Origin of the sequence: Streptomyces sp. NPDC001922 (assembly GCF_042891165.1) — a bacterium.
Classification (GTDB): Bacteria; Actinomycetota; Actinomycetes; order Streptomycetales; family Streptomycetaceae; genus Streptomyces.
On the sequence record NZ_JBIASV010000009.1, the window covers coordinates 35,933 to 48,518 of the forward strand.

The following is a 12,586-nucleotide window of genomic DNA, read 5'->3' on the forward strand; positions in this document are numbered from 1 at the left end:
ACGCCGAGCCTAGTGAGTCCCTTTTGCGGGGGAAAGTCGATGATGGTCGCCGGCGATGGCCTCCTCGCGGTCGAGCATCCGCCGGAACGGGCCGTCCCCGGCGGCCAGCCGCTCGTACGGCCCGCGTTCGACGGCCCGGCCGGCCTCCAGGACGATCACTTCGTCGACGGCCGCCAGCCCGGCCAGGCGGTGGGTGATCAGCAGGGTCGTCCGGCCTTCGGTCGCCGCGAGCAGGTCCGCGGTGAGCGCGTCGGCGGTCGGCAGGTCGAGGTGTTCGGCGGGCTCGTCGAGCACCAGGACGGGGAAGTCCGCGAGCAGGGCCCGGGCGAGCGCGAGGCGCTGCCGCTGTCCTCCCGACATCCGGGCGCCGTGCTCGCCGACCGGGGTGTCCAGGCCGTCGGGGAGGCCGTCGGTCCAGTCGAGCAGGCGGGCCCGGGAGAGGGCCGTGCGCAGGTCCTCCTCGCTCGCGCCCGGCCGGGCCAGCCGCAGGTTCTCGCGCAGCGAGCTGTCGAAGACATGGGCGTCCTGGGCGCAGAGGCCGACCATGCGGCGGACGGCGTCCCCGTCGAGTCCGGTGGCCGGAACGCCTCCGAGGGTGTACGTGCCGGTGTGCGGGTCGAGGAAGCGGAGCAGCACCTGGGCGAGGGTGGTCTTGCCCGCGCCGGAGGGCCCGACGACCGCGGTCCGGCGGCCGGGCGCGAGGTCCAGGTCGAGACCGTCGAGGGCGGGGGCGGGCCGGCCCGGGTGGCGGGCGGTCAGGTTCCGTACGGTCAGCGGGAAGGGCCCGGCGGGCACCGGCAGCGGGTGTTCGGGCTCCCGGACGGGGTCGGGGGCGTCGAGGACCTCGCGGACCCGTTCGGCCGCGCGGCGGGTGCGCTGCCGGTGGCGGACGGCGAGCGGCAGCCCGGTGACCGCCTCGAAGGCGGCGAGCGGCGTCAGCACGACCACGGCCAGCCAGACGCCGTCGAGGCGGCCGTCGTGCACCGCGCGCACCCCGGTCAAGGCGGCCGCGCCGACGGTGAGGCCGCAGATCAGCGCCGACAGACCGGCGCCGGCGCCCGCCGCGGCGGCCGACCGGGCGGCGATCCCGGTCAGGGTCCGGTCGGTGCGGCGCACCTCGTCGGTCCGGGCCGGCAGGGCACCGGCGACGGTCAGCTCCGCGGCGCCGGTGAACAGATCGACGATCCGGGCGGAGAGCGCTCCGCGGGCCGGGGCGAGCCGCCGCTCGGCACGGCGGGAGAGGGCGGCGGAGAGCAGCGGCACCCCGACGCCGGCCGCCAGCAGTCCGCCGGCCAGCGCGGCGCCGGCCTCGGGCAGCAGCCAGGTGGTGAAGCCGACGGAGCCGGCGCCGACGAGCAGGGCGGTGGCGGCCGGCAGCAGCCAGCGCAGCACGTAGTCCTGGAGCGAGTCGACGTCCGCGACCAGCCGGGACAGCAGGTCGCCCCGGCGGGTCGCGCCGAGCCCGGCGGGGGCGAGCCGTTCGAGCCGGGTGTGGACGGCCACCCGCAGCGCGGCGAGCATCCGGAAGACGGCGTCGTGGGCGACGAGCCGTTCGGCGTAGCGGAAGACGGCGCGCCCGATCCCGAAGGCCCGGGTGGCGGTCACCGCGACCATCAGATAGAGCACGGGCGGCTGTTCGGAGGCGCGCGAGATCAGCCAGCCGGAGACCGCCATCAGGCCGACGGCACTGCCCAGCGCCAGGCTGCCGAGCAGCAGCGCGAGCAGGAAGCGTCCGCGCCGGGCCCGTGCGGTGCGGCGCACCCAGGCGAGGGCGTCGCCGCCGGCCGGCCGGGGCCCGGCCGCACCGTCCACCTGCGCCTCCCGGACGGCGGCACGGCCCGCTTCCGCCTCCTCGACGCCAGGCCGGCTCGCCAGAGCCTCCCGGACCTGCGCCGCGTCCTCTCCCGAACCTCCCGAGGAGTCCTGCGTCCCCGCGCGGACCGGCGCCCCCACGGGCTCCGGCACCCCCGCCGGGTCCGCCGCCCCCGGCAGCTCCAGCACCCGGTCGGCCAGCGGCAGCAGCGCGGGCCGGTGGGCCACCAGGAGGACCGTGCGTCCCCGTGACAGCCGGCCGACCGCCGCGGCGACGGCCTCCTCCGTCGCCCCGTCCAGATGTGCCGTCGGTTCGTCCAGCAGGACCAGCGGGCGGTCCGCGAGGAACGCGCGGGCCAGCGCGATCCGCTGCCGCTGGCCGGCCGAGAGCCCGGCACCGTTCTCGCCGAGGAGCGTCGCCGGGCCGTCCGGCAGCGCGGTGACGAACTCCAGGGCCCCCGCCGCCTCCAGGGCGTCCCGCACCGCCGCGTCGTCGGCGTCCGGCCGGGCGGTGCGGACGTTGTCGGCGACCGTGCCCACGAAGAGGTGCGGCCGCTGCGGCACCCAGGCGATCTGCGCCCACCAGCTCGCCCGGTCGGTCTCCGCCAGGTCCGTGCCGTCGACGAGGATCCGTCCGGCGGTCGGCGCGGTCAGCCCCAGCAGCGTGTTCAGCAGGGTCGTCTTGCCGGCCCCGCTGGGACCGACGACGGCCACGGTCTCGCCGGGCGCCACGGTGCAGGAGGTCGCGCGGAGCGAGGCCTCCGTCCGCCCCGGGTGCCGTACGGCCACGCCTTCCAGCCGCAGCGTCGCCCGCCGTACGTCCGGCGCGGGCCGGGTGCCGGCGTCGGCCGGCCGGGTCTCCAGCACGGTGAAGATCTCGTCCGCGGCCGTCATTCCCTCGACGGCCGCGTGGTACTGCGTGCCCACCTGGCGCAGCGGCAGATAGGCCTCCGGCGCCAGGATCAGCACCACCAGGCCGGTGAAGAGGTCCAGGTCACCGTGGACGAGCCGCATGCCGATGCCGACGGCGACCAGTGCCACCGACAGGGTCGAGAGCAGTTCCAGGGCGAGGGAGGAGAGGAAGGCGATGCGCAGGGTGCGCAGCGTCGCCCGCCGGTAGTCGTCGGTGATCGCGCGGATCGACGCGGCCTGGGCCCGGGCCCGGCCGAACACCTTCAGGGTGGGCAGCCCGGCGACGACGTCGAGGAAGTGGCCGGAGAGCCGGGACAGCAGCCGCCACTGACGGTCCATCCGGGACTGGGTGGCCCAGCCGATCAGCACCATGAACAGCGGAATGAGCGGCAGCGTGCCGACGATGACCGCCGCCGAGACCCAGTCCTCGGTGACGATCCTGGCCAGCACCGCCACCGGCACCACCACCGCGAGCCCCAACTGCGGCAGATAGCGGGCGAAGTAGTCGTCCAGCGTGTCGATGCCCCGGGTGGCGAGCGCGGTGAGCTCACCGGTCCGCCGGCCGCTGATCCACTCCGGCCCGAGCCGTGCGGTGTGCTCCAGCAGCCGGATCCGGAGTTCGGACCGGGCCGCCGCGCTCGCCCGGTGCGCCGCCAGTTCGGTCAGCCAGGCGACCAGACCGCGCCCCACGGAGACCGCGGCGAGCAGCAGCAGCGGGGTGCTGAGCTCGTGCACCGTGAGGTCCCGGCGGAAGGCGCCGACCACCACCTCGGCGACGAGCATGGCCTGGCCGATGACCAGGGCCGCTCCGGCCAGGCCCAGCGCCACTGCCGCGACCAGGAAGGTGCGGGTGGCGCGGGCGTACCGGAGCAGCCTCGGGTCCACAGGTTTCACGTGAAACGTCCTCGCGGGTCCAGTCGACCGCAGGTCCGTGCGACGGCGTGGCCCTGCGGTCCGTGCGGGGTCAGTGCGATCCGGCGATGTGCTGGGTGCCGATCCGCTTGCGGAACACCCAGTACGTCCACCCCTGGTACACCGCGACCAGCGGCAGCGCGATCGCGGCGCACCAGGTCATGATCCCCAGGGTGTACGGGGTGGAGGAGGCGTTGCTGACCGTGAGGTCCCAGGCGGGGTTCAGCGAGGACGGCATCACGGCGGGGAACAGCGTGAGGAAGAGCATCGCCACGGCCGCCACGATCGCCAGGCCGGAGAGCGCGAACGCCCAGCCCTCCCGGCCCGCGGTGTTCAGGACCACGGCCGCGACCAGCGCCAGGGCCGCCACGACCAGGGCGACCAGGCTCGCCCCGTCCCCGGAGTGCGCCTGCGTCCAGGCCAGGAAGCCGGCCGCGAGCAGCACCGTGACCGCACCGAGCCGGGTCGCCAGCCGCCGCGCCCGGACCCGGATGTCCCCCACCGTCTTCAGCGCCGTGAAGACCGCGCCGTGGAAGGTGAAGAGGAACAGCGTCACCGCCCCGCCCAGCAGCGCGTACGGGTTGAGCAGGTCCAGCAGGGTGCCCACGTACTCCTTGTCGGCGTCGATCTTCACGCCGTGCGCGATGTTGCCGAACGCCACTCCCCAGAGGAACGCGGGCAGCAGCGAGGTCCAGAAGATCGCGTGTTCCCAGTTGGTCTGCCAGCGCTCGCCGCTGCGCTTCGCCCGGTACTCGAAGCCCACACCGCGGACGATCAGGCAGACCAGGATGAGCAGCAGCGGCAGATAGAAGCCGGAGAACAGGGTGGCGTACCACTCGGGGAAGGCCGCGAACGTCGACGCGCCCGCGGTGATCAGCCAGACCTCGTTGCCGTCCCAGACCGGTCCGATGGTGTTGATGAGCACCCGCCGCTCCTGGCGGTCCCGTGCGAGCACCCCGGTGAGCACGCCCACCCCGAAGTCGAAGCCCTCGAGGAAGAAGTAGCCGGCCCAGAGGACGGCGATGATGACGAACCAGACGTCGTGGAGTTCCATGCTCGTTCCTCTCCCTTCCTAGTACGAGAAGGCCATGGGCCGGTCGGCGTCGCGGTCGTCCCCGCCGATGCGGGTGGGCGGAGCGAGGTCGCTGTCGGTGAGTTCGGGGGGCCCGGCCTTGACGTACTTGACCAGCAGCCCGACCTCCACCACCGCGAGGGCCGCGTAGAGCAGGGTGAAGACGGTCATCGAGATGAGGACTTCGGTCTGCGAGGTGCCGGGGGAGACGGCGCTGGAGGTGCGCAGCACGCCGTAGACCGCCCAGGGCTGGCGTCCCATCTCCGTGAAGATCCAGCCCCAGGAGTTCGCGATCAGCGGGAAGCCGGTGGTGAGCAGCGCGATCCGCCAGTACCAGCCGCTCAGCTTCGGGCCGAGCGCCCACCTCTTGGTCACCGCGAGCCGTGGCACCTCGTCCTCCGTGGTGCGCAGCTCCGGCGCGAGCCAGCGCTTCTTCCGGGTGAGCCAGAGTCCGGCGGCGCCGATCGCGAAGGACGTCATGCCGAAGCCGATCATCCAGCGGAAACCCCAGTACGCGACGGGGATGTTGGGCCGGTAGTCGCCCGGCCCGTACCGGGCCTCCTCGGCCTTGTTCACATCGTTGATCCCGGGCACGGGGGAGGAGAAGTCGCCCTCGGCGAGGAAGGAGAGCAGGGCGGGGAGTTCGATGGCGACGTCGTTGTGGCCCTTGTCGACGTCTCCGTAGGCGAAGACCGAGAACGGGGCCGGCGCCTCCGTCTCCCACAGCGCCTCGGCCGCGGCCATCTTCATCGGCTGCTGCTTGAACATCACCTTGGCGAGCTGGTCGCCGCTGATCGCGGTGAGCAGGCCCGCGACCACCAGGGTGACCAGTCCGAGGCGGAGCGAGGTGCGCATCACCGGCACGTGCTTCTTGCGGGCCAGGTGGTACGCGGCGATGCCGACCAGGAAGGCGCCGCCGGTGAGGAAGGCGGCGGTGAGGGTGTGGAAGACGACGACCAGCGTGGTGTTCTGGCTGATCACCCGCCAGAAGTCGACGAGTTCCGCGCGCCCGCTCGCCTGGTTGATCCGGTAGCCGACCGGGTGCTGCATCCAGGAGTTGGCGGCCAGGATGAAGTAGGTGGAGGCCAGGGTGCCGAACGACACCGTCCACATGCAGGCGCAGTGGATCCCCTTGGGCAGCTTGTCCCAGCCGAAGATCCACAGGCCGATGAAGGTGGCCTCGAAGAAGAACGCGATCAGCGACTCGAAGGCGAGCGGGGCTCCGAAGACGTCACCGACGAAGCGCGAGTAGTCCGACCAGTTCATGCCGAACTGGAACTCCTGCACGATGCCCGTGACCACACCGAGAGCGATGTTGATCAGGAAGAGCTTGCCCCAGAACTTCGTGGCTCTGAGGTACTTCTCCTTGCCGGTGCGCACCCAGGCCGTCTCCAGGCCCGCCGTGAGGGCGGCGAGGGAGATCGTGAGGGGGACGAAGAGGAAGTGGTAGACGGTGGTGATGCCGAATTGCCATCGCGCCAGAGTCTCGGGCGCCAGAGCCAGGTCCACGTCGTCTCTCCTTACTCGCCGTGGTCACAGGCAGTCTGCCCACTGAAGCAGCCCATTCCGGGATGATCAGGACACGCTTGTGAACGCGTTCACATTCACAAGTAATTATCGCCTACGCGTTCGTCCGGGATTCACGGGGGGGTCCCCCGGGCCGCCCGACCGGTCCGCCGCTCCCCGCCCGGAGAGCGAAACCGCAGGTCGGAGCGGTCTTGCCGCCGCATGCACGCGGCCCGGGACCGGCACCGCAGCACCGGTCCCGGGCCGCCGTTGCCCGGATGTGGCCAGTAAGGCCCTCTTGCTCAAGTCCTGGACGCAGTGCCCCGGAGCTCGTGCGGAGCCCCGGGCCCCATACGGGACCGGAGTGGCCTAGAGCTCCTTGCGGAACAGCTCCGCCGCCCGCAGGAACAGATCGTTGGCCTCGGTCTCGCCGATCGTCACCCGGACGCCCTCCCCCGGGAACGGCCGGACGACCACGCCCGCCCGCTCGCACATCTCCGCGAACTCGGCCGTCCGGGCCCCGAGCCGCAGCCAGACGAAGTTCGCCTGCGAGTCGGGAACGGTCCAGCCCTGCTCGGCCAGCCCCTGCGACACCCGGTTCCGCTCGCAGACCAGCGAGCCCACCCGCCCCAGGAGCTCGTCCTCACTGCGCAGCGAGGCGACCGCCGCGTCCTGCGCGAGCTGGCTCACCCCGAAGGGCACCGCCGTCTTCCGGAGCGCCGCCGCCACCGGCTCGTGCGCCACCGCGAACCCGACCCGGAGCCCCGCCAGGCCGTACGCCTTGGAGAAGGTGCGCAGCACGCAGACATTGGGCCGGTTCCGGTAGATCTCCAGCCCGTCCGGCACCTCGGGGTCGCGGATGAACTCCTTGTACGCCTCGTCCAGCACCACCAGGACGTCGCCGGGCACCCGGTCGAGGAAGCGCTCCAGTTCGGCCCGGCGGACGGCGGTCCCGGTCGGGTTGTTCGGGTTGCAGACGAAGATCAGCCGGGTCCGGTCGGTGATCGCCTCCGCCATCGCGTCCAGGTCGTGCACCTCACCGTCGGTCAGCGGCACCTGCACCGGGGTCGCGCCGCTGATCCGGGTGATGATCGGGTACGCCTCGAAGGACCGCCAGGCGTAGATCACCTCGTCGCCGGGGCCCGCGGTGGACTGGATGAGGGACTGGGCGACCCCCACCGAGCCGGTGCCGGTCGCCAGGTGCTCCACGGGGATCCCGAACCGCTCGGCCAGCTCGTTCAGCAGCCCGGTGCACGCCATGTCCGGGTAGCGGTTGAACGATCCGGCAGCGGCCAGAGCGCTCTCCATCACCCCCGGGAGCGGGGGGTAGGGGTTCTCGTTGGAGGACAGCTTGTACGCCACCGGCCCGTCCGCGGCGGCCGGCCGGCCCGGCTTGTAGGTCGGGATGCCGTCCAGCACCTCACGCAGCTTCGGGGTCTTCTCAGTCACCGCGGGTCCTCCTCGACCGTCCGTGCAGCAGCAGTACTCCCCACCCTATGAGGCCCGTCCACCCCGGCCCCCTGCCGAAGGATCCGGCTTCCGGCCCGGGGGCGCGGTGCCGGGCCGGGCGGACGGGCCACCCGCGTCAGGCGCGTGAAGTGATGGCGCGCGCCGGTGGCTCGCTCCGTAGCGCGCGTCCCCCGTGGGGGTGAGTTGCCCCCGCTCCGGGACACCGGACAATCGGCAGGCGAGAGGACCCCGCTCCCGGCGGGAGCGCACCCGTACACCTCAACTACCTTCATATCCCAGCCAGTTACCGAAGTCGCTCATGCAGAAACGTGCCTGCGCGTCCCGGTCGGCCGACTGCCGATCACCGCCCGCCCGGCCCCTACTATCGGCTCGCCATGACAGCAGCAGGGAAGCACCAGGTGAGCCGGTCGACCGGCCGCCGGCTGGGACGGGCGGGTATCCGGGACGTGGCCGCCGCAGCCGGCGTCTCGATCACGACCGTCTCCGACGCACTCAACGGCAAGGGACGGCTCCCCGACGCCACCCGCCGCCATGTCCGCGAGGTCGCCGACCGGCTGGGCTACCGCCCGTCCGCCGCCGCCCGCACCCTCCGTACCGGAAAGTCCGGCCTGATCGGCCTGACCGTGACCACGTACGGGGATGAACCTTTCACCTTCACCGAATTCGCCTACTTCGCCGAGATGGCCCGCGCCGCCACCTCCGCCGCGCTCGCCCGCGGCTACGCGCTGGTCATCCTCCCCGCCACCTCCCGCCACGACGTGTGGTCCAACGTCGCCCTCGACGGCACCGTCGTCATCGACCCCTCGGACCACGACCCGATGGTCAGCGAACTGGTCCGGCAGGGCCTCCCCGTCGTCTCCGACGGCCGGCCCGCGGGCTCGCTGCCGGTCACCGCCTGGGTGGACAACGACCACGAGGCGGCCGTCCTCGGCCTGCTCGACCATCTCGCCGACGCCGGGGCGCGCCGCATCGGCCTGCTCACCGGCACCACCACGGACACCTACACCCGGCTGTCCACCACCGCGTACCTCTCCTGGTGCGAACGGGTCGGCCAGGAGCCGGTGTACGAGGAGTACCCGGCGCACGACCCGTGTGCCGGCGCCGTCGCGGCCGACCGGCTGCTCGCCCGGCCCGACCGGCCGGACGCCGTCTACGGGCTGTTCGACCCCAACGGCACCGACCTGCTCGCCGCCGCCCACCGCTACGGCTTACGGGTCCCCGAGGACCTGCTGCTCGTCTGCTGCAGCGAGTCGACCGTCTACGCCGCCACCGACCCGCCGGTGACCACGCTCTCCCTCAAACCGCGGCGGATCGGCACCGCCGTCGTCCAGCTGCTCATCGACGCCATCGAGGGCCTGGACACCGATCGCCCGGTGGAACAGGTGATACCGACGGAGCTGATCGTGCGGGCGTCCTCGCAGCGGCGTCCGCCGCGCACCACGGTGAGCGCCCCGCGGCCGGCGCCGGGAGGCTGATCACGCGGCCGGGCGGGCAGGCGTGACACGGGACGGCCGGACCTGCCCGGCGCAGGAACCTCCGGGACATCCCGCGCGGGGCAATACCGGGTCATTTCAGGAGAAATGACCGACGATCGTGGCCGCCACCGCGATTGACAGCCCCCTGGTGCGTCACAACCTGCGAGCGGCATTCCTATGATGGGCGCACGACACCGCGGACCGCCGCCGACCAGGCAGGTCCGACCGGTGCACGGCGTCGCGATGGTGGAGGGGTCAATGACTCAGGGGGCCGGTCAGGGACCCGCGGTTCGGGCCGTGGTGGGCATGCCGCCCGCGCCCACGCACGGCATGCAGTCGGTACCCGCGCATGCCCCCGTGGCGCCGCCGGCCCCGGGGCCGGTGCCCGTCCCGCTTCCGGTGGACCTTCCGCCGGAGTACACCCCGACCGAGCGGGACCTCCCGGTGATCCGGCGCAGGACGGTGGAGGACTCGGCGACCATGGACCTCCACCCGGTCACCCGGACCGACACGGTCGTCGACACGGTGCTCGCGCCGCAGGGCGCCGCGACGGCCGCGGACGGACCGGGCCCGCTCTTCGTCGTCGGCGACGTCCACGGCTACCTCGACGAGCTGCGCGAGGCGCTGGCCGCCCAGGGTCTGATCGACTCCGAGGACCGCTGGGCCGCCGGCAACGCCCGTCTCTGGTTCCTGGGCGACTTCACCGACCGCGGCCCCGACGGCATCGGCGTCATCGACCTGGTGATGCGGCTCTCCGCCGAGGCCGCCGCCGCGGGCGGCTACTGCAAGGCCCTGATGGGCAATCACGAACTGCTGCTGATCGGCGCCAAGCGGTTCGGCGACACCCCGGTCAACTCCGGTGCCGGCACCGCCTCCTTCCAGGCGGCCTGGCTGCTCAACGGCGGCCAGCGCACCGACATGGAGCGGCTGGAGGACCACCACCTGCAGTGGATGTCCCGGCTGGACGCCGTCGTGGAGGAGGACGGGCATCTGCTCGTGCACTCCGACACCACCGCGTACCTCGAGTACGGCGACTCCGTCGAGGCCGTCAACGACCGGGTCACCGAGATTCTCCAGCGCAGCGACGCCGATGAATGCTGGGATCTCTTCCGCAAGTTCACCAAGCGTTTCGCCTTCCGCGACGAGGCCGGGCCGCAGGCGGTGCACGAACTGCTCGCGGCCTACGGCGGGCAGCGGATCGTGCACGGCCACAGCCCGATCCCGTATCTGCTGGGCGAGGTGGGCTCGGAGGAGGGCGAGGAGCCCGGGGCCCCCGATGTGGAGGGCCCGCACATCTACGCCGACGGGCTGGCCATCGCCATGGACGGCGGCGTCACCATGGCCGGAAAGCTTCTGGTCGTCCAGCTCCCGCTGGCCGATTGACGCATATCGGATGCGGCGCGGGGGCATCCGGCGCGCGCACAGAACGGCCATTTTCCGGAAACTCCCTGTCACCGTCCGCCGGAAGCGCTCTACCATCGGTTTATCCGTAGCAGGCTCTCCTCCGTTTCCGCCCAACTGCCCGGTGAGAGCCGGCACACCGGCCTACGGAGCATCGGGGGACGCACATGAACAGCGCTCCGCATCTGCTTCCCGAGGACCGTCCGGAGTTCGAGCGGGTCCTCGGCGAGGCGCTGCGCACCGCGAGTGAGCGGCAGGATCCGGCCGCCCTCGGACCACGGCTCAGCAGTGAACAGCTCCGGACGATGGCCCTCGCGGCCGCGACCGCCATCTCCGCCTGCGCCGCCACCGAGTACCGGCACTACGTCAAGGTGCGCGGCGAGCAGCGCGCTCCGGCCGCCGTGCCGGAACCGCGGCACGGCGAGGACCGCGGGGCGGTGGGGCTGGCCGCGGCCATGGGTGAGGCGGCCGAGGCCTCCGGCGCGGGGCTGCTGGCGGTGGTCTCGGTGCTGGCCCCGGTGCTGTCGGGCATCGCGGCGGTCATCTTCCTGCTGCTCGGCTTCTCGCTGCGCGCCCTGAGCGGGGACTCGTCCGTCGCCGGTCCGCTGATCGGCGCGGGCTGGGCCTTCGCGGCGCTGACCGCGGCCGGGATCGTGGTCGCCATGGCCGGGCTGCTGCTCACCGCGCACCGGAACGGGGCGAGTTCGGTGCGGGCCGTCGCGGAGGACGACCGGGCCACGGCGGTCGGCGAGGCCCGGGAGGCCTGGCGGCGGGCGCTGCTGGAGCGTGGGGTGCTGCCGTTCCTCCGGGAGGCCCAGGCCGGCCCGGCGGCGTCGTCCGACGGGTACGGCGAGCGGACGGAACCGGTATCGCGCACGCCGCATCTGGGCTACTCCCGGCCGGGGTTCAGCAGTCCGGCGACCGAGGCCGGGCCGGAGGACAGCCGCCCGCGCTTCAACAGCCCCGGGTACACGAGCCCGGAGTACGGCGGGCCGGAGCACCGGCCGGAATGACGGTGCTGCGGACGGAATGACGGTTACGGCAGCCGGAGTGACGGGGTGCGGCGGCGATCCGCGCGGCACGGCCCTGTACCCCGGCGGCCGCCCGGTGCTCCCTGCGGGCACCGGCGCGGACCCGGTCGCCACCGGGCGGAGACGACCTCGTCACCGGAACGTCTGTTCGTGGCCGGATTCGTATGGCAGGCTCGGTTCCCCGTACGCGTCACGATGCACCACCGCACCACTGCACCACTTATGCGACCGCACGACCGCACGACCTCACGCCGTCACGACCGAAGAGAACACGCTGTGCTGTCTCTCCCTGTCACGCTGGCCGCCCGCCTGCTGCCCGTCGCGGTGCTCGCCGCCGCGGGCTGGGGCCTGACCGGTGATCCGTCCGGGGCCACCCGTCCCACGGCATCCTCCGACACCGCGCCGTCGCTGAAGTCGGCGGCCGCGCCCGGCTTCGACAAGCCGCCCGCCCCGTGCGGCGCCCTCTCCGCGAAGACGGTCGAGAAGCTGGTGCCGGGCGCCGGAGCGAACGGCTCCGAGATCCGGAGCACCGATGCCCGGCGGCGTTCCGGCTGTTCGTGGCATGCGCTGCAGGGCTACGACTACCGGTGGCTCGACGTGGCGTACGAGGTCTCCCCGGCCGGCGAGCGGGCCCGTACGGCCGGCGCCGTGTACGGCGGGCACCGGCAGCCGACGGCCGTACCGGACCTGGGCGAAGAGGCCTCGGTGGGCACGAAGGTCACCGAGGAGGACGGCCAGCCCACCCGCCGGACGGTGGTGGCCGTCCGTGCGAAGAACGCGGTGGTCACCGTCACGTACAACGGCAGCAACTTCGAGAACAGCACGGCACCGTCGTCGGGAACGATGCGCGAGGGGGCGCTCACGGCAGCGCGGGAGGCCGTCGCGGAGCTGGCGGGCGTGGGTTCCTGACGCCGGCCGGGCACCGGACCTACGCCGCGCCCCCGGCTCGTCCGTGGACGGGCCGGGGGCGGTGCGTTCGCCGGCAGGGGCGTGCG

At 73.1% G+C, this 12,586-nt stretch carries 8 protein-coding genes; 4 read left to right on the plus strand and 4 right to left on the minus strand.

Going from position 1 to position 12,586, the window contains the following annotated elements:
- Positions 1 to 9: 9 nt before the first annotated feature.
- The 4 genes from cydD to hisC form a co-directional block, all read right to left on the minus strand.
- Positions 10 to 3,618: a thiol reductant ABC exporter subunit CydD gene (gene cydD, locus ACFYYR_RS17815; protein ID WP_388853666.1), complete on the minus strand. Its 3,609-nt coding sequence runs from the start codon at positions 3,616 to 3,618 to the stop codon at positions 10 to 12.
- A gap of 70 nt (positions 3,619 to 3,688) precedes the next feature.
- The gene (cydB, locus tag ACFYYR_RS17820; RefSeq protein WP_388853669.1) at positions 3,689 to 4,690 is read right to left on the minus strand and encodes a cytochrome d ubiquinol oxidase subunit II; all 1,002 of its coding nucleotides are present in this window, start codon (positions 4,688 to 4,690) and stop codon (positions 3,689 to 3,691) included.
- A gap of 18 nt (positions 4,691 to 4,708) precedes the next feature.
- Entirely contained in the window at positions 4,709 to 6,217 is a 1,509-nt protein-coding gene (locus tag ACFYYR_RS17825; protein WP_388853672.1) for a cytochrome ubiquinol oxidase subunit I, read from the minus strand.
- Positions 6,218 to 6,583: 366 nt separating this feature from the next.
- On the minus strand, positions 6,584 to 7,663 hold the full coding sequence (gene hisC / locus ACFYYR_RS17830; RefSeq protein ID WP_388853675.1) for a histidinol-phosphate transaminase: 1,080 nt from the start codon (positions 7,661 to 7,663) through the stop codon (positions 6,584 to 6,586).
- 395 nt (positions 7,664 to 8,058) lie between these two features.
- Between hisC and ACFYYR_RS17835 the strand changes: the two genes are divergently transcribed.
- The 4 genes from ACFYYR_RS17835 (at position 8,059) to ACFYYR_RS17850 (ending at position 12,500) form a co-directional block, all read left to right on the plus strand.
- On the plus strand, positions 8,059 to 9,159 hold the full coding sequence (locus tag ACFYYR_RS17835; protein ID WP_388853678.1) for a LacI family DNA-binding transcriptional regulator: 1,101 nt from the start codon (positions 8,059 to 8,061) through the stop codon (positions 9,157 to 9,159).
- A 243-nt stretch (positions 9,160 to 9,402) separates the two neighbouring features.
- Complete coding sequence (locus ACFYYR_RS17840; protein WP_388853681.1) at positions 9,403 to 10,542, plus strand: metallophosphoesterase; 1,140 nt, start codon at positions 9,403 to 9,405, stop codon at positions 10,540 to 10,542.
- Positions 10,543 to 10,727: 185 nt separating this feature from the next.
- Positions 10,728 to 11,573 carry a hypothetical protein gene (locus ACFYYR_RS17845; RefSeq protein WP_388853684.1) on the plus strand — a complete coding sequence of 282 codons (846 nt, stop codon included), beginning with the start codon at positions 10,728 to 10,730 and terminating at the stop codon, positions 11,571 to 11,573.
- Between the two features lie 294 nt (positions 11,574 to 11,867).
- Entirely contained in the window at positions 11,868 to 12,500 is a 633-nt protein-coding gene (locus ACFYYR_RS17850) for a hypothetical protein (RefSeq protein ID WP_388853687.1), read from the plus strand.
- The last annotated feature ends 86 nt before the right edge of the window (positions 12,501 to 12,586 follow it).

Coding starts and splice junctions, on each gene's coding strand:
- ACFYYR_RS17840 (WP_388853681.1), top strand. CDS start 9,403: ATGGTGGAGGGGTCAATGACTCAGGGGGCCGGTCAGGGACCCGCGGTT.
- ACFYYR_RS17835 (WP_388853678.1), top strand. CDS start 8,059: ATGACAGCAGCAGGGAAGCACCAGGTGAGCCGGTCGACCGGCCGCCGG.
- cydB (WP_388853669.1), bottom strand. CDS start 4,690: ATGGAACTCCACGACGTCTGGTTCGTCATCATCGCCGTCCTCTGGGCC.
- ACFYYR_RS17845 (WP_388853684.1), top strand. CDS start 10,728: ATGAACAGCGCTCCGCATCTGCTTCCCGAGGACCGTCCGGAGTTCGAG.